Annotated in this window: 15 protein-coding genes and 1 pseudogene; 11 read left to right on the forward strand and 5 right to left on the reverse strand. The window is 65.0% G+C overall.

The window, feature by feature from the left end:
• Nucleotides 1-34: 34 nt before the first annotated feature.
• Nucleotides 35-1,428, forward strand: a pseudogene (locus LRS08_RS18480) (L-serine ammonia-lyase).
• Nucleotides 1,429-1,497: 69 nt separating this feature from the next.
• The gene (locus tag LRS08_RS18485; RefSeq protein ID WP_260481105.1) at nt 1,498-2,301 is read left to right on the forward strand and encodes a DUF1206 domain-containing protein; all 804 of its coding nucleotides are present in this window, start codon (nt 1,498-1,500) and stop codon (nt 2,299-2,301) included.
• Here LRS08_RS18485 and greB read toward each other — a convergent pair.
• The 3 genes from greB to LRS08_RS18500 are packed head-to-tail and all read right to left on the reverse strand — an operon-like array spanning nt 2,298 to nt 5,208.
• The gene (greB, locus tag LRS08_RS18490) at nt 2,298-2,786 is read right to left on the reverse strand and encodes a transcription elongation factor GreB (RefSeq protein WP_257845807.1); all 489 of its coding nucleotides are present in this window, start codon (nt 2,784-2,786) and stop codon (nt 2,298-2,300) included. The two genes, LRS08_RS18485 and greB, sit on opposite strands and share 4 nt — an antisense overlap.
• A complete protein-coding gene (locus LRS08_RS18495; RefSeq protein ID WP_257845806.1) occupies nt 2,783-3,196 on the reverse strand; it encodes a GNAT family acetyltransferase in 414 nt (137 codons plus the stop codon). The genes greB and LRS08_RS18495 overlap by 4 nt, the downstream gene beginning before the upstream one ends.
• Nucleotides 3,193-5,208 carry a lytic transglycosylase domain-containing protein gene (locus tag LRS08_RS18500; RefSeq protein ID WP_260481106.1) on the reverse strand — a complete coding sequence of 672 codons (2,016 nt, stop codon included), beginning with the start codon at nt 5,206-5,208 and terminating at the stop codon, nt 3,193-3,195. Before LRS08_RS18500 ends, LRS08_RS18495 begins: the two co-directional genes overlap by 4 nt.
• 71 nt (nt 5,209-5,279) lie before the next feature.
• On the opposite strand from LRS08_RS18500, the gene dapA reads away from it, so the two are divergent.
• From dapA to LRS08_RS18530, 6 genes are all read left to right on the forward strand, one after another.
• Nucleotides 5,280-6,161: a 4-hydroxy-tetrahydrodipicolinate synthase gene (gene dapA, locus LRS08_RS18505; RefSeq protein ID WP_257846177.1), complete on the forward strand. Its 882-nt coding sequence runs from the start codon at nt 5,280-5,282 to the stop codon at nt 6,159-6,161.
• A 146-nt stretch (nt 6,162-6,307) separates the two neighbouring features.
• Nucleotides 6,308-6,790: an SsrA-binding protein SmpB gene (gene smpB / locus LRS08_RS18510; RefSeq protein WP_257845805.1), complete on the forward strand. Its 483-nt coding sequence runs from the start codon at nt 6,308-6,310 to the stop codon at nt 6,788-6,790.
• 1 nt (nt 6,791) lies between these two features.
• A complete protein-coding gene (locus tag LRS08_RS18515; RefSeq protein WP_257845804.1) occupies nt 6,792-7,364 on the forward strand; it encodes a DUF2062 domain-containing protein in 573 nt (190 codons plus the stop codon).
• A gap of 56 nt (nt 7,365-7,420) precedes the next feature.
• Nucleotides 7,421-9,463, forward strand: a complete 2,043-nt coding sequence (locus LRS08_RS18520) for a M13 family metallopeptidase (RefSeq protein WP_257845803.1) — start codon at nt 7,421-7,423, stop codon at nt 9,461-9,463.
• 38 nt (nt 9,464-9,501) lie between these two features.
• A complete protein-coding gene (locus LRS08_RS18525) occupies nt 9,502-11,889 on the forward strand; it encodes a response regulator (protein ID WP_257845802.1) in 2,388 nt (795 codons plus the stop codon).
• Nucleotides 11,890-11,929: 40 nt separating this feature from the next.
• Nucleotides 11,930-12,280, forward strand: coding sequence for a response regulator (locus LRS08_RS18530; protein ID WP_257845801.1), 351 nt, complete (start codon nt 11,930-11,932; stop codon nt 12,278-12,280).
• Between the two features lie 4 nt (nt 12,281-12,284).
• Here the strand turns inward: LRS08_RS18530 and LRS08_RS18535 are convergent, their stop codons facing one another.
• A complete protein-coding gene (locus tag LRS08_RS18535) occupies nt 12,285-12,803 on the reverse strand; it encodes a phosphoribosyltransferase (RefSeq protein ID WP_257845800.1) in 519 nt (172 codons plus the stop codon).
• Nucleotides 12,803-13,813, reverse strand: a complete 1,011-nt coding sequence (locus tag LRS08_RS18540; protein WP_260481107.1) for an adenosine deaminase — start codon at nt 13,811-13,813, stop codon at nt 12,803-12,805. The genes LRS08_RS18535 and LRS08_RS18540 overlap by 1 nt, the downstream gene beginning before the upstream one ends.
• 172 nt (nt 13,814-13,985) lie before the next feature.
• Between LRS08_RS18540 and recA the strand changes: the two genes are divergently transcribed.
• The 3 genes from recA (at nt 13,986) to LRS08_RS18555 (ending at nt 16,550) form a co-directional block, all read left to right on the forward strand.
• Nucleotides 13,986-15,056 (forward strand): recombinase RecA, encoded by a 1,071-nt coding sequence (recA, locus tag LRS08_RS18545; RefSeq protein WP_308223052.1) that lies wholly within the window; start codon nt 13,986-13,988, stop codon nt 15,054-15,056.
• A gap of 309 nt (nt 15,057-15,365) precedes the next feature.
• On the forward strand, nt 15,366-15,830 hold the full coding sequence (locus LRS08_RS18550) for a GNAT family N-acetyltransferase (RefSeq protein ID WP_257845798.1): 465 nt from the start codon (nt 15,366-15,368) through the stop codon (nt 15,828-15,830).
• Between the two features lie 81 nt (nt 15,831-15,911).
• Nucleotides 15,912-16,550 (forward strand): glutathione S-transferase family protein, encoded by a 639-nt coding sequence (locus tag LRS08_RS18555; RefSeq protein ID WP_257845797.1) that lies wholly within the window; start codon nt 15,912-15,914, stop codon nt 16,548-16,550.
• Nucleotides 16,551-16,564: the final 14 nt, after the last annotated feature.

The following is a 16,564-nucleotide window of genomic DNA, read 5'->3' on the forward strand; positions in this document are numbered from 1 at the left end:
TCGCCGTAAACGATACGATATGATCGAGAGAGTGATGCTGGACCCCAATAGCGCGCCCACGCTTGACCGTGCGCAGGCGACGATCGGCATCGCCGACCTGTTCACCATCGGCATCGGGCCGTCGAGCTCGCACACCGTGGGACCGATGCGCGCGGGGTTCGCCTTTGCCGAGGCAGCGCTGGATCGCGGGACGCCGGTATCGGTGTCGTGCGAGCTGTTCGGGTCGCTGGCGCTGACCGGCAAGGGCCATGCGACCGATGTGGCGGTGATGCTGGGGCTGGCCGGGTTTCTGCCCGAAAGCGTCGATCCCGATGCCGTGCCGACCATCGTCGAGACAATCCGTGTCGAGGCACAGTTGAAACTGGCCGGGCATGTTCCGGTACCGTTTGTCGAGGGGACGCACCTTGTCTTTCGTGGCGACCGGTTTCTGCCTGCGCATCCGAACGGAATGCGCTTCGTCGCGCACTATGCGCAGGGCGAACCCTATGAGACCTTCTGGTACTCGATCGGCGGCGGCGCGGTGGTCGAGGGCGGCTGTGAGCTGCCGCAGAGCAATGTGCGGCTGCCCTTTGCCTTTTCGTCCGGCGCGGAACTGCTCGCGGTTGGCGACGCGGAGGGCAAGAGCATCGCCGATATCGTCCGGGCCAATGAATCCGCGTGGCGCGACGATGCCGAGACCGATGCGTTCGTCGACCTCGCTGCGCGCGGCGATGTCGGCATGTATCGAGCGCGGGATGCGCGGCGAGGGGGAGCTTCCCGGCGGTCTGAAGGTCAAGCGGCGCGCGCGCGACTTGCACCAGCGGCTGATCGCGCGCGGGCCTCGCTCCGATCCGTCGCTGGTGTTCGACTGGGTCAGTCTGTGGGCGCTGGCCGTGAACGAGGAGAATGCGGCGGGTGGTCGCGTCGTCACGGCACCGACCAACGGCGCGGCGGGGGTGATCCCGGCGGTGCTGCGTTACTACGAAACCTTCTGCGCCAGCCCGACCCCGGCGGGATCGCGGACCTTCCTGCTGACGGCGGCAGCGATCGGGTTCCTGTACAAGAAGCGGGCGTCGATCTCTGCCGCCGAGATGGGGTGTCAGGGCGAGGTCGGGGTGGCGTGCTCGATGGCGGCCGCTGGGCTGGCGGCGGCACTAGGCGCAACCAATGCGCAGATCGAGAATGCCGCCGAGATCGGGATGGAGCACAATCTGGGCCTGACCTGCGACCCGATCGGGGGGCTGGTCCAGATCCCGTGCATCGAGCGCAACACGATGGGTGCGATCAAGGCGATCAACGCCGCCTATCTGGCGATGCACGGCGATGGCAGCCACATCGTAAGCCTCGACGCGGTGATCGAGACGATGCGCCAGACGGGGGGAGGATATGCGGTCGAAGTACAAGGAGACCGCGCAGGGCGGGCTGGCCGTGAACGTGGTGGCGTGTTGAGCACCGGCGCCTGATCGCCCAATTTCAAACAATCGCGTTCGGCTAGGAACGCCAGCCCACCCGGTCCGTTTGCACGCGATCGGGAGAGGTTCGATGACTGCCAGCGCACGCCTGACAACACTGACGCGGATCGGATTTGCGACGCGCGGCGTGTTGTACGCCGTTATCGCGTATCTGGTAATCCGCACCGGCCGTGCCGAGGACCCAGGCGGGGCGCTTGAGTATCTGAGCGACGGCTCGGGGAAATTTCTCCTCGGCGTGATGGCCGCAGGATTGCTGGCCTACGGCATCTGGCGACTTGCCGATGCCGCACTCAATATTGAAGATCACGATGCAGACAAAAAGGGCGTGGTGGAGCGCGTGGGTGCAGGGCTCAGCGGTCTCGTGCATCTGTTCCTGACCTGGCAGGCGGTCCAATTGATGCAGGGCGTGTCTTCCGGCGGCAATGGCGTGCAGGAGAGTGCGCGCACCGCGCTGACCTTTCCCGGGGGCGGCATCGCGATCCTGCTGGTCGGAGCGGTCGTATTACTGGTCGGCATCGTTCAACTGGTCAGAGCTGCGAAGGGTTCGTTCCTGCGTCACCTTGAGCCCGAGATGGCGAAGCGGACATGGGTGGCATGGAGCGGACGCGCGGGTTATGCGGCGCGGGGTGTGGTGTTCCTCATTGTCGGCTATTTTCTGGTGGCGGCCGGATTTGATGCCTCGTCCAGCGAGGTCGGCGGCATGGATGCAGCGCTCGCATGGATTGACAGCCCGGTCGATATGATTGTCGCGCTCGGCCTGTTCGGATTTGCCGTCTTCAGTCTGGTCGAGGCACGGTGGCGGGTGCTTCAGTCGGTGCCCGTCGAACGACTGACCAAAGCCAGGCTCTAGGCCGAGGTCGGGTAGTCGATTTCTACGACCTCATATTCCTTTTCCCCCGCCGGGAGCATGACGCGGCGCAGGTCGCCCACGGCAGCGCCGCGTAGTGCGCGGGCGAGGGGGGAGTTCCAGCCGATGCGACCTTTGCCCGCGTCCGCCTCGTCGTCGCCGGTCAGGGTCAGGGTGCGGTGGTTGTCGTCCTCGTCCGCAATGGTGACGGTCGCGCCGAACCAGACTTTCGATTGATCTTCCTGCCGCGCCGGATCGACGACCTTGGCCGCCTTCATCCGCTTCGCCAGCCAGCCGAGCCGCCGGTCGATCTCGCGCAGCCGCTTGCGGCCATAGATATAGTCGCCATTCTCGGACCGGTCGCCATTGCCCGCAGCCCAGGCAATCGTCTCGACCAATGCCGGACGTTCGGTGCCGAACAGCATGTCATATTCGGCCTTGAGCGCGGAATAGCCCGCCGGGGTGATGTAGTTCGGACGGTCGTTCAAAGCTGGCGGCCCATGCTGATTCGTGGCTCGACCGCATAGCCCATATGCGCCCAGAAGGCGGCGGCGTCGTGGTTGGTGTCGCGCACCTGCAGATTCACCTTGGTGCAGCCTAGATCGGCCAGCGCGGTTTCGGCGGCGCGGATCAGCGCGCGCGCGATGCCGCAGCCGCGCGCGCGGGGATGCACCGCGAGCTTGTAGAGCCAGCCGCGATGTCCGTCATAGCCCGCCAGGATCGTGCCGAGGACATGCCCGTCCTCCTGCGCGACGAGCAGCAGGTCGGGCTGAATTGCCAGCTTTTGCGGGATCGCGACGGGGGCGTGGCTGTGCGGCGGATCGTCGGGAAAGACGGTGCGCCACAGCGCGTCCACATCCGTGAACTGCGCCTCCTCATAAGGGTGGATCGCGATCACCCCGGGCGGTTCTTGCCCAGATACCAGCTGATCCGGTGCGGCCCGCGCGAGCGGGAGCGCTGGGGGTGCAGCATATCGTACACCACGGCGTTTTCGAGCACGCGGTGCACGTAATTCTTGGTCTCGAAGATCGGAATATTCTCGACCCACACCAGCATATCGACGCCGGGCAGGCGTGGATCGCCATTGGCGCGGATCCACTTGTTCACATTGCCTGGCCCGGCGTTGTACGCCGCGACGGCGAGCGGGTAGCTGCCGCCATAATAATTGAGCATCCGCTGGATATAGCTGGAGCCGAGCCGGATATTGTAATCGGTATCGACCGTCAGAGCAGCGCGGTCGTAGCTGAGACCGAGTTGTCCGGCGACCTCGCGCGCGGTGCCGGGCATCAACTGCATGATCCCGCGCGCGCCGGCATGGCTGACCGCCGCCTTGTCGAACTGGCTTTCCTGCCGCGCGATGGCGTGGATGATCGTGAAATTGGCCTCCTGACCCGGCGGGACCGGAACAGAGGGGTAACCGGCGACGGTATAGTCGGTCAGGCCGTTGAGCAGTGCACTGCGTCCAACCATGACACCCAGATCGGGGCGACCGATGGTGCGCGACAGCTCGGTGGCGAGGACATGATCCTCCGCGCTGGTCGCATCTGCGGCGATCTGGCGCAGGAAATAGCCCTGATCCTCTGCGCGGCCCAATGTTCCGAGCATCTGCGCGGCGCGGACCACTTCGCGATTGTAGAAGGCTGTGCGCGCGGCGGGGCTGACCTGGCGGAAATCGACCGGCGGGGGTGCCTTCAACTCGCGACCGATCCGTTCGGCGGCGAGCTGGCCGTAGAACAGGTCCGAAAAGGCGGCGGCGCGTTCGTAATAGGCGCGCGCTACTGCAGCCTGCCCGGCGGCTTCGGCGGCGCGACCGGCCCAGTAAATGCCCTTGGACTGGGTGGTGGGCGTGCGCGATCCGCGCGAATAGCGGTCGAACATGCCGACCGCCTCTGCCGGCCTGCCCAGCTTGTGCATTGCGACCGTGCCGGCCAGCCAGACGAGGCTGGTGTAATCGTCGCGGATGCCCAGACCCATGTCCGACACGTCGGTGCCCGGCGCGAAGGCATCATCCACCTGGCTCGCAATGGCATAGGCCAGCGCAAATTGACGGTCGGATTCCGCCGCGCGCGCGTTGGTCAGCAGCACCTCATACCATTTCTCGACATTGCCGGGGCGGCTGTCGAGGCTGCGGGGTCGAGCGAGCAGCGAGCGGGCCGAGCCGCTCGCGCCATTGTTGCGATACCAGCTCGCACGGTCGGCGATGAAGCCGGGATCGCGCGCACCCGGCGCCTCGACTGCAGCAGCGCGCGACTGTGCGTCGGGGGAGCTGGATTTGAGCGCCAGCCGCGCCTCAAACAGCGCGCGGCGTTGCGGAGAGGTATAACCGATATGGCGGGCGGCGGCCGTGCGGGCGTCCTGCCACAATAGCGCGTCCATCCGCGCATCATGATCGTCCGGGGACAGGGCAGATGCAAATGCGCCAAGGACTGCGGTCTCGTCGGTCGGGCGGAGTACGCCGCTGCGCCAGGCGCGGCGCGCCTGCTCGACCGCTTCGGCCCGGCGGCCCGAGATTGCCAACGCTTCGGCAAAGCGGATGCGCCCTGCCGCGGTTACCGGGGGGAAGCGCTCGAAGAAGCGTACCGCGAGCGAGGGCGCGTCGGTACCCGCGCCCAGCGAAGCCTCGGCAGCCGCGCGGCGGCTGGTCTCGCCGGGCCAGCCGGGGTGCGCGAGCATGAAATTGGCATAGTCGCTGAACGGCCAGCGATCCGACTGTTGCAGCCGCTTCCACTGGTCGATCGTATATTGAATGCTGGACGCAGAAGGAGGCGGGGCGGCAGGCAAGACCTGCGCCGCGACCGCAGCGAACTGCGCTCTATACCATTCGGCTCCGTCCTGCACGACCTGGGACGAGACCGCGACACCCGATACGCCGGCGAGCAAGAGCCCGCTCTTGAATACAGAAGCAAGCATGCTGGACATGATACGCAATCGCCCCCTATTGGCCACCCCGAATTTCCGACGATTGGGGCATTTTGACGCATATGTTCTCCGGCTCGATCCCCGCACTCATCACGCCATTCCGTAACGGCAGCTTCGACGAGGCTGTATTCCGGGATTTCGTCGAGTGGCAGATCGCCGAAGGATCGTCGGCTCTGGTCCCCGTCGGCACCACTGGCGAGGCAGCCACCTTGTCGAAGGACGAGCATTTCGAGGTCGTGCGCGTGTGCGCGGATCAGGTGCGCGGGCGCGTCCCCGTAATCGCGGGGGCAGGGTCGAACGACACCCGCGTGGCGATTGGCAACGTCCAGGCGGCGAAGGAAGCCGGCGCCGACGCGGTGCTGATGGTCCCGCCCTATTACAACCGCCCGAGCCAGGAAGGCATCTTCCAGCATTTCGCGGCGGTCGCCGCCGAATGCGACCTGCCGATCATCCTCTACAATGTCCCCGGGCGCACCGTGACGGATATCCAGCCCGAAACGGTGATCCGGATCGTTCAGGCGTTCCCGGACAAGTTCGTCGCGATCAAGGACGCGACCGGCGACCTTGCCCGCGTGTCGAAGCACCGTGCCGCGCTGCGCAATGGGCTTGCCCAGCTGTCGGGCAATGACGAGACCGCGCTGGCGTTCAACGCGATGGGCGGGGTGGGGTGCATCTCGGTCGCCGCCAATGTCGCGCCGAAGCTGTGCGCGCAGTTCCAGGCGGCGTGGGCCGAGGGGAACACCGCCATCGCGCTGGCGCTGCACGACCGGCTGTTCGCGCTGCACCTCGCGCTGTTCACCGATGCCTCGCCAGGGCCGGTGAAGTACGCCGTCAACAAGCTGAAGCCCGAGATTTCCGCCGAACTGCGCCTGCCGATGGTCGCACCGAGCGATGCGAGCAAGGCGGCGGTCGATGCGGCGATGGCGGCGGCGGGGTTGATCTGACGCGATTGTCCTGCTGCGAAAGCAGAAGCCCAGGCGTCGCCGGGGTCGTCCTTAGTAACTCTAGGCTCCGGCGTTCGCAGGAGCACTGACAGAAACTGAAGCCATCGCTTCCCTTTCTCCTTCAGCACCCCTACATCGCGCGTCCCATGGCACGCCCTCGTCCCCTAGAATTCGACAAGAAAAAGGTCGTCGCGGAGAACCGCAAGGCGCGCTACGAATATTTCCTCGAGGAATTTTTCGAGGCGGGCATCGCGCTGCAGGGGACCGAGGTGAAGTCGCTGCGATTCGGCGAGGGGTCGATCGCGGAGAGCTATGCCGAGGTGCGCGACGGTCAGGCGTGGCTGGTTAACGCAAATATCCCCGAATTTTCGCACGGAAATCGCTTCAATCACGAGCCCAAGCGTCCCCGTAAATTGCTCCTTCATCAACGGCAGGTAGAAAAGCTGCATGGCGCGGTCGCGCGGGAGGGCATGACGCTGATCCCGATGTCGATCTACTTCAACGGTCGCGGCCGGGCGAAGGTCGAGCTGGCGCTGGCGAAGGGCAAGAAGACTCACGACAAGCGCGAGTCGATCAAGGAACGGGACTGGAAGCGTGAACAGGGGCGGATCCTCCGCGATCGCGGGTGACATGAAACCGAATCGCCTCAGCGCATGGTGGCACCGCAACATGCCAACCCGCGAGTCGATCGAGCAGATCCGCTGGCTGCGTCCGGTGGCGCACCGCGTCCTCGCCCCTGAGTTGTGGCGGTTCACCCGCCGGTCGGTGCCGCGTGGCGTGGCGCTGGGATTGCTGGTCGGTATCTTCCTGTTGATCCCGGGCCTGCAGATCGCGGGCGCGGCGATGCTTGCGCTGCCGTTCCGTGCCAACGTGCCGATTGCTGCGGCGATGACCTTCCTCAGCAATCCCGCGACGACGCCGTTCATTCTCTACGGATCGGTCTATACCGGCAATGCGATGCTGGGGCGGAGCGCCGACGTGTCGGGCTTCATGGCGCTGATCGAGCATCATGCCGGGGTCGGCGAATGGCTGAACTGGCTGTTCTCGCAGGCAGCACCGGCGTTGGTGATCGGCCTATTGGTGATTTCGGTCGCGTCTGCAGCCGCAGGCTATGGCCTGTCGATCTTCGCCTGGCGCGCCTGGGTTGCCCGCAAGTGGCGCAAGCGTGTGGCCCTCCGTAATAAAGTTTCGTCGGAGACTTGATCGGGCGTATCATCGGCGTAAGACACGGGCGTTTTCCAATGTCCGAAGGGTAGCCGATGCGTCTCCTCCTGATCCCCGTCCTGCTTGCCGGAACCGCGCTGGCGAGCGGCTGCAGCCCGTCCACCAGCGCTGACGCGCCTACGGCAGCACCGGCGGCCAAGCCGCAACTCGGGAGCTTCGGGTTCGACGTGGCCGGGATGGATCGCAGCGTTGCACCGGGCGAAGACTTCTACGCCTTCTCGAACGGTGTTTGGGCAAAGAACACGCCGATCCCCGCCGACAAGTCCAACTATGGCATGTTCACCGCGCTCGACGACCTGTCGAAGCAGCGGGTGCGCGGTATCCTCGACGAGGTGAAGGACGATCCCGCCAGCATGGTCGGTCGTGCCTATTCGAGCTATCTCGACACCGCGACCGTCGAGGCGCGGGGTCTTGCGCCGATCCAGCCGTGGCTGGGCAAGATCAAGGCGCTCGACAGCAAGGCGGGCTATGCCGCGCTGGTGGTCGAGGGCGCGAAGATGGGCGTGCCAGGGCCGTTCGGCGGCTATGTCGGGCAGGACGACAAGATCCCGACCCAGTATATCTTCAGCATGTATCAGGGCGGCACCGGCCTGCCCGATCGCGACATGTATCTGCTCGACACCCCGAAGATGGTGGCGAACCGTACCGCCTATCTCGGCTATCTCGCCAAGATGCTGACGCTGGCGGGTGAGGGCGATGCCGAGGCGCGCGCCAAGGCGATCCTTGAGATGGAAACGAAGATCGCCAAGGCGCAGTGGACTCGCGAGGAATCGGGCGACGCCGCCAAGACCTATAACAAGTACACGCTGGCGGAGACCGCACAGTTCAGTTCGGAGATGGTCGACCTGCCCGCGATCTTGCGCGGGCTAAGCCCCAAGATCACCGAAGTCCTGATTGCTCAGCCGAGCGCGTTCAAGAGCATTTCGGGCATCCTCAATGACGCGCCGCTGGCGGTGGTGAAGGACCAGATGCTGGTGCGCAGCCTGGGATCGCTGTCCGACTATCTGCCCGATGCGGTGTCGAACACGCAGTTCGCGTTCTACGGGACGACGTTGCAGGGCACGCCGCAGCGCGAGGAGCGCTGGAAGCGCGGCGTGAGCTTTGCCGAAGGCGCGCTGGGCGAGGAGCTGGGCAAGGAATATGCCGCACGCTACTTCCCCGCCGAATACAAGGCGGAGATGAACAAGCTCGTCGCCAATGTCCTCGACGCGATGGGGCGCCGCATAGACTCGCTCGACTGGATGCAGCCGCAAACCAAGCTGCGCGCCAAGGCGAAGCTCAAGAATTTCACCGTCAAGGTCGGCTATCCCGACAAGTGGCGCAGCTATGCGGGGCTGGAGGTCAAGTCGGACGATTTGTTCGGCAACGCCGTGCGCTCCAACCGCTTCGACTATGCGTACATGCTCGACAAATTGGGCGGGCCGGTGCGCAAATGGGAATGGGGAATGCTTCCCCAGACAGTGAACGCCTATGCCAATTTCGGCATGATGGAAGTCGTCTTCCCCGCCGCGATACTGCAGCCTCCCTTCTTCGATCCCAAGGCGGATCCGGCGATCAACTATGGCGGTATCGGTGCCGTCATCGGTCACGAGATCAGCCACCATTTCGACGATCAGGGCGCGAAGTATAACGAGAAGGGCGAATTGTCCGACTGGTGGACGCCGCAGGACGTCAAGGCATTCGAGGCGGCCGGCAAGGCGCTGATCGCGCAATATGACGCCTATGAGCCGTTGCCGGGCGAGCATGTGAAGGGTGAGTTCACCCTGGGCGAGAATATCGGCGATCTCGCCGGCCTCACCATCGCCTATGATGCTTACAAGCATTCGCTCGGCGGCAAGGACGCGCCGGTGATCGACGGCTTCACCGGCGACCAGCGCTTCTACCTCGGCTGGGCGCAGGTGTGGCGGCGCAATTATCGCGAGGCGAATTTGCGTCAGCGGTTGCTGACCGACCCGCACAGCCCGTCGATCCAGCGCGCCTGGGTCGTCCGCAACCTCGACCCCTGGTACGGCGCCTTTGGCGCAAAGCCGGGTGAGAAGCTGTATCTGGACCCGGCAAAGCGCGTCCGCGTCTGGTGAGCGCTTGACGCTGTGCCAGTGGGGCGGGAAAGGGGGCCATGGCCGCCACTTCCGCCCCGACTGACGACTCCCCCGGACTGACCGGCCCGTTGATCACCGCGATTGCGGCCGGAGCGGTGGCGGGTGGCGTGGTGCTGTGGGCGATCGACTCGCTTCCGGTGGCGGCAGGCTTCTTCGCCGCCGCCGTGCTGATCGCGCTGGCTGTCACGCTGCTGCGTCGCCCTGCGACCGCCGCCGATGACGCGGTTGAGAGCGCAGCAGTCGACTGGTCGCTCGCCAATATGCTCGCGTCGATCTGCAGCGATGCGATTGCGGTGACCGATCGCGCCGGGCGGCTGGTTTGCGCGAATGAACGATTCGGGACGCTGTTTCCCGGCTATCCCGCCCCTCCGGCGGTGGTGATAGGTGACTGGGCCGCATCGCAACTGGGCAGTGCGGGCCGTGCGGCATGGCGCGACGGCGAGGCGTCGAGTGGATCGTTCGACGCAGCAGGGACGAAGCTGACCGCGCATGTCACCCGCGTAGGTGATTCGATGCTGATCTGGCGCTTCGCGGGCGCCGATGCGGTCGATCTGACCAAGCAGGCGCAGGCGCTGGTTGCGGGAAAATCGGGCGACCGGCTGGGTCAAGCCGGGATCATGATGGCGTTGATCGGCGCCGATGGCCGCGTGCGCGCAGCGAACCGTGTCCTCCGCCTCCGCGCGGCGGGCGACGAGATGGCGATGATCGAGGGACGGGACATCACCCGGTTCCTGATCACCGACAATCGCGGCACGGTGCGGTTCGAGCGCGAGGGGCTGTCAGGGACGCCGATCCGGGTCTTGGAAATTCCCTTCCTCGATGGTGATGCGACGCCGATGCTGGTCGCGCTGCTCGACGAGGAATATGCCCCGGCGCAGGAAATGGGCGAGGAATCGACCGCGCATGTCCGGTCGCTGATCGCGCTGCTGCCGACGGGAATTGCGCTGGTCGGCGCGGACGGTCGCTTTGCCTATATGAACGATGCGTTCGTGCGGGCGGCGCATGTGAACACCGACGCACCGCCGCTCTATCCCGGCGATCTGGTGGTGCGCGAGGACAAGAGCATTCTGGCCGATGCCGTGCGGCGCTTTGCCGCGGGCGCGGCGCATTCGATGGATCTGACCGTCCGTTTCGCCCCGGCGGCTGAGGAGGCGGTGTCGCTGTCGATCGCGTCGGCCCGCGGGCTGGGCGATGCGGCGGTGCTGCTCAGCCTGCGCGATGCGGGCGAGGAGGGGCAGCTCAAGCGGCAGGTGGCACAGGCGACCAAGATGCAGGCGGTCGGCCAGCTCGCCGGCGGCGTTGCGCACGACTTCAACAACATTCTGACCGCGATCATCGGTCATTGCGACCTAATGCTGATGCGCCATGCGCCGGGCGACAGCGATTATGACGATATCCAGCAGATCCTGCTCAATTCCAATCGCGCGGCGGCGCTGACCCGCCAGCTGCTCGCCTTTTCGCGGCAACAAACGCTCCGGCCACAGGTGCTGCAGCTGCCCGACATCATCTCCGAAGTGTCGAACCTGCTCAAGCGGCTGCTGGGTGAGACGGTCGAGCTGGTGGTCAATCACGGGCGAAACCTGGGCCCGGTGCGCGCCGATCCGGGGCAGCTGGAGCAGGTTGTCGTCAACCTCGCCGTCAATGCGCGCGACGCGATGCTGGCCAAAAATCCCAATGGCGGCGGCACGCTGACGATCGAGACGCTGAGCGTCGCGGCGCGTGAGGTGCGGGCGATGGACGACGACGTCCTGCCCGTGGGCGACTATACCGCGCTGCGCATTTCCGACACCGGATCGGGCATCCCGGCCGATGTGCTCGCGCATATCTGGGAGCCGTTCTTCACCACCAAGGAAGTGGGGAAGGGGACTGGCCTGGGCCTGTCGACCGTCTATGGCATCATCAAGCAGTCGGGCGGGTTCATCTTCGCGGAGAGCGCGCCGGACAAGGGGGCGGTCTTCACCATCTACCTGCCCGTCCACAACGCGCCCGAACCGGCCGCGCAGCTCAATGCGCCCAAGCCGGTGCAGGGCGACTTGTGGGGGAGCGGCACGATCCTGCTGGTCGAGGACGAGGCAATGGTGCGCGCGGTCGCAGAGCGCGCGCTGGCGCGGCAGGGCTATACCGTGCTGACCGCCGAGAATGGCGAAGCGGCGCTGGAACTGCTCGAAAAGAGCGGCAAGCCCGACCTTCTCATCAGCGACGTGGTGATGCCGACGATGGATGGACCGACGATGGTCCGTCACGCGCGCAAGAAATACCCCGACCTCAAGATCATCTTCATGTCGGGCTATGCCGAGGAGCAGTTGCGCAAGTCGATCGACATCGACAAGGTCGCATTTCTGCCAAAACCCTTTTCAGTCCAGCAACTTGCGGAACTGGCACGTTCGGTAATGACCGCAAAATAGCACTCGACCGGCGAGCGATAGTGCGGCACATGCTGGCGAAATGAGCGCACCGCAACGCATCCTGATCGTCGAGGACGAACCCCTGATCGCCATGATGATCGAGGATTTCCTCGACATGCTGGGCAAGGAACATGCCGGCACTGCGGAGAGCGTGGCGGCTGCGCTGGAGATCGTCGCGGCAGGCGGCGTCGATGCCGCGATCCTCGACGTCAATCTGGCGGGGGGTGAGCAGAGCTGGCCGATCGCCGATGCGCTCGCAGCGCAGGGCGTGCCCTTCATCCTCGCCACCGGCGGCAGCGGCGACATGGTGGCCGAGGCATATCGCGACCGTCCGGTACTCGCCAAGCCGTTCACCATGGACGCGGTCGAACAGGCGCTCGCCGCGCTCTGATCCTTCAGGCGATGCGGTCGGGTAGTTCGGCGGCGTCGGCTTCGATTGCGGAGTCCGGGGCGACGGCTTCCCAGGGGAAGATGAACCAGTCCTTCGTCACCGACCTGTCGATGGTCCGCGCCGCGTATTCAACGCGCTGATGAGACGTGACATTGTCGAGCAGTGTCGCGAAACGCACGTTCGTCGCATTCGCCCCCGCCGTTGCCAGCCCTTCGCGCAGCCGCCCGATCGTCGCACCGCTGTCGTTGATGTCGTCGATGAACAACAGCCGGGCGCCGTCGCGCGTCCGTTCCGCGAGCCGGGCAAGGGCGGGGGCGGCGAGATCCTCGTTTCGCGCGCTGTAATCGACCGACAGCATCGGGCCGATGATCGCGTGGCTGAGATAGACCGCCGGAATCAGCCCGCCGCGCCCAATGCCGATCAGATAATCGGGCTGCCAGTCCGGATCGGCGCGTACCGCATCGGCCAGTGCCAGCACATCGGCGACAAACTGTTCATGCGGGATCGGGGTGAAGACTGGCATCAGTTCGCCGCCACATAGGCGTCGAGCCGGGCGACGTGCGCCGCCTTCTCCGCCTCGTCGAGGAACGATCCGGTGAAGCTGTTGCGTGCCAGCTGGACGATCTGGTCGCGCTTCAGCCCGCGTGCGGCGGCGACCGCGCGGTAATTGTCGGCGACATAGCCCCCGAAATAGGCCGGATCGTCCGAATTGACCGTCGCGCGCAGCCCTTCCTCCAGCATCCGGTCGAGCGGGTGGTTCGTCATATCGTCGACCACGCAAAGCTTGAGGTTTGACAGCGGGCAGACAGTGAGTGTCATCCCTGTGTCGGCAAGGCGGCGCACCAGCGCCGGGTCCTCCAGGCTGCGATTGCCATGGTCGAGCCGGTCGACGTTGAGCAGGTCGAGCGCCTGCCAGACATAGTCGGGCGGTCCTTCCTCCCCGGCATGTGCGACCCGCTTCAGCCCCATGGCACCTGCCGCCGCGAATACGCGCGCGAATTTTTCGGGCGGGTGGCCGAGTTCGGACGAATCGAGCCCGACCCCCTCAATCCGGTCGAGCCACGGCTCGGCTGTCCTGAGTGTCGCGACTGCCGCCTCCTCGTCGAGATGGCGCAGGAAGCAGAGGATCAGCTTTGAGGTGAGGCCGTGCCGTCCCTCAGCATCGCGCATGGCGCTCAGTAGCCCGTCGGCGACCACCTGAAACGGAATGCCGCGATCGGTATGTGTCTGGGGATCGAAGAAAATTTCGGCATGGACCACGCCATCCGCCGCCGCGCGTCCGAAATAGGCGTCCGCGAGGTCGTAGAAATCCTGCTCGACACGCAGCACGTCCGCGCCGGCATAATAGATGTCGAGGAAGTCCTGGAGGTTGGAAAAGCTGTACGCGGCACGCACCGCCTCCACACTGTCGAACGGGATGGCGACGCGATTGCGCTTCGCCAGCGCGAACATCAGCTCGGGTTCAAGGCTTCCCTCGATATGCAGATGCAGTTCGGCCTTGGGCAGGCCGGCGATGAAGTCAGGAGCGATCATCGGTGGAGGATCGCGCGATTGGAAGGGTAGGGCAAGGTGTTTGGATGCTGCGACGAAAATGAGAACAAAAAAAGATCGTTCCGCACTTGTTCCATCGGAACATATGTTGTACGACGCGCTTCAGGCAATGGTTGAACGCAGGCCGCAAAGCCTTTAGCGACGGAGACTTCTCATGGCAGCTTCCCTCAAGGTGATCGACGGAAAGATGGGCATTTCTCCCGACAAGCAGAAGGCGCTCGACGCGGCGCTGGCACAGATCGACCGCGCGTTCGGCAAGGGCAGCGCGATGCGGCTCGGCTCCAAGGAGACGATGCAGGTCGAAGCGATTTCGACCGGCTCGCTCGGGCTCGACATCGCTTTGGGCGTCGGCGGCCTGCCGCGTGGTCGCGTGATCGAGGTCTATGGTCCGGAAAGCTCCGGCAAGACGACGCTTGCCCTGCATGTGATCGCCGAGGCGCAGAAGAATGGCGGCGTCGCCGCGTTCGTCGACGCGGAGCACGCGCTCGACCCGGTCTATGCCAAGAAGCTGGGTGTCAATATCGACGAACTGATCGTATCGCAGCCCGACACCGGCGAGCAGGCGCTCGAGATCGTCGACACCCTGGTGCGTTCGAACGCGATCGACGTACTCGTGGTCGATTCGGTTGCGGCGCTTGTTCCCCGTGCGGAAATCGAAGGCGAAATGGGCGACAGCCACGTCGGCCTTCAGGCGCGCCTGATGTCGCAGTCGCTGCGCAAGCTGACCGGTTCGATCAGTCGCTCGCGCTGCATGGTAATTTTCATCAACCAGCTGCGGATGAAGATCGGCGTGATGTACGGCAATCCGGAGACCACGACCGGCGGCAATGCGCTCAAATTCTACGCTTCGGTTCGCCTCGACATCCGTCGCACCGGCGCGATCAAGGATCGCGACGATGTGATCGGCAACTCCACCCGGGTGAAGGTGGTGAAGAACAAGGTCGCCCCGCCGTTCAAGCAGGTCGAGTTCGACATCATGTATGGCGAGGGGATTTCGAAGATCGGCGAGATTCTCGACCTCGGCGTCAAGGCGGGGCTGGTCGAAAAGGCCGGCGCGTGGTTCAGCTATGACAGCATCCGGATCGGCCAGGGGCGTGAGAATGCCAAGACCTTCCTCAAGGAAAATCCGGACGTTTGCGACAGGCTCGAGCGGGCGATCCGGACCCGTACCGAGCAGGTAGCCGAAGAGATGATGGCCGGCCCGGATGCCGAGGACGACCTCTGATTCCACAGTAAGCGCGGCTAAACAGTCGTTAACCAGTTTCGGGCAGCAATGCCTGTTGCGGGCCGTACCGGATCGACAGGTCGGTGGCGGTCAAGGGACCAGTCTCCCATTGGAAGGCCCGGCGTGGCGTGCGCCGGGCCTTTCCTGTGTCGGGCCCAGTGCTTCATCCCGGATTATGCGCCGCGTGCTCCAGCTCGTGCCGCAGTCGCGCCACATGTGGCTTGGCTCGTTCGGCCGGCTGCGTTCGCAAAGCCGCGCATTCTCACCTTGCGGTTGCAGGCGTGCTGATGTGCGTGGCACACTGGCCGCATGGCCGAGCTCAGCTTTCAGGTACAGGTGCGTCGCGCGGTCGAACGTGATTACCCGGTCTGGGCGGAGATGCTTGCAGCGCTGCATCCGGGGCAATCGCCCGAGGCTTTTCTCGCCGAGATCGGCGAACTGCTCGCGTTACCCGAGCCTTATGTCGCGTTCCTCGCGTTCGACGATGCGGGTCAGGCGTTGGGAATGATCGATGCACGTTTGCGCAATTATGCCGAAGGTGCACCGCGATTCCATGCGGCCTATGTCGAGGATCTCTGGGTCAGCCCGGATGCGCGAGGACGCGGGGTCGCGAGCGCGCTGCTCGCGGCGGTCGAGGACTGGGCGCGGGAGCAAGGGGCTGACTGGCTGGGATCGGATACCTCTCCGGACAATGATGCCAGCCGGGCATGGCACAAGGCTGCGGGTTTTGCCGAGGTCGAGCAGCTCGTCGTGTTCGGCAAGCCGCTCGGCTGACGGTCGGCCGCAGGCCCGATTGCCGCTGGTCATTCTGTCTCAGCCGAGACAGATTCGCGTAAACCAAGGGGGCACCCGTCGATGATTACCGTCCACCATCTCGAAAATTCGCGCTCGCAGCGGGTGCTCTGGCTGCTTGAGGAGCTTGGACTTCCCTATGAAATCCGCCGCTACCGGCGGAACCCGAAGACCATGCTGGCCCCGCCGGAGCTTCGTGCGGTGCATCCACTGGGCAAGTCGCCGGTAATTGTCGACGGTGATCCCGACGACGCCCCGCGCATCGTGGCGGAGACCGGCGCGATCATCGAGTATCTGGTCGAGAAGGCCGACGGTCAGCTCGGCCCGCCTGCGCATCGCGACTCGGCGCTTCGTTACCGGCACTTCATGCATTATGCCGAGGGTTCGCTGATGCCGCCGCTGCTGGTCAAGCTGGTGCTGATGCGCGTGCCAATTTTCGGCAAGGCGGCGCAAAAGCGTATCCAGCCGATGATCGACGTCCATCTCGACTTCGTCGAATCCGAACTGGCGAGCCGTCCCTGGTTCGCGGGCGATGCGATGTCCGCGGCGGATGTGATGATGAGCTTCCCGCTCGAAGCAGCGCGGGCGCGAGGGGGGCTCGATGCCACTCGCCCGGCGACGATCGCGTGGATCGACAAGATCCATGCACGCCCCGCCTATCAGACGGCGCTCGCCAAAGGCGGTCCCTATGCCTATGCCTGAGCGCGCAACAAAAT

Origin of the sequence: Sphingomonas sp. J315 (assembly GCF_024666595.1) — a bacterium.
Lineage (GTDB): Bacteria > Pseudomonadota > Alphaproteobacteria > Sphingomonadales > Sphingomonadaceae > Sphingomonas.

Coding starts and splice junctions, on each gene's coding strand:
- recA (WP_308223052.1), top strand. CDS start 13,986: ATGGCAGCTTCCCTCAAGGTGATCGACGGAAAGATGGGCATTTCTCCC.
- LRS08_RS18550 (WP_257845798.1), top strand. CDS start 15,366: ATGGCCGAGCTCAGCTTTCAGGTACAGGTGCGTCGCGCGGTCGAACGT.
- LRS08_RS18520 (WP_257845803.1), top strand. CDS start 7,421: ATGCGTCTCCTCCTGATCCCCGTCCTGCTTGCCGGAACCGCGCTGGCG.
- LRS08_RS18525 (WP_257845802.1), top strand. CDS start 9,502: ATGGCCGCCACTTCCGCCCCGACTGACGACTCCCCCGGACTGACCGGC.
- dapA (WP_257846177.1), top strand. CDS start 5,280: ATGTTCTCCGGCTCGATCCCCGCACTCATCACGCCATTCCGTAACGGC.
- LRS08_RS18555 (WP_257845797.1), top strand. CDS start 15,912: ATGATTACCGTCCACCATCTCGAAAATTCGCGCTCGCAGCGGGTGCTC.
- LRS08_RS18500 (WP_260481106.1), bottom strand. CDS start 5,208: ATGCTTGCTTCTGTATTCAAGAGCGGGCTCTTGCTCGCCGGCGTATCG.
- LRS08_RS18540 (WP_260481107.1), bottom strand. CDS start 13,813: ATGATCGCTCCTGACTTCATCGCCGGCCTGCCCAAGGCCGAACTGCAT.
- smpB (WP_257845805.1), top strand. CDS start 6,308: ATGGCACGCCCTCGTCCCCTAGAATTCGACAAGAAAAAGGTCGTCGCG.
- LRS08_RS18515 (WP_257845804.1), top strand. CDS start 6,792: ATGAAACCGAATCGCCTCAGCGCATGGTGGCACCGCAACATGCCAACC.
- LRS08_RS18530 (WP_257845801.1), top strand. CDS start 11,930: ATGAGCGCACCGCAACGCATCCTGATCGTCGAGGACGAACCCCTGATC.
- LRS08_RS18535 (WP_257845800.1), bottom strand. CDS start 12,803: ATGCCAGTCTTCACCCCGATCCCGCATGAACAGTTTGTCGCCGATGTG.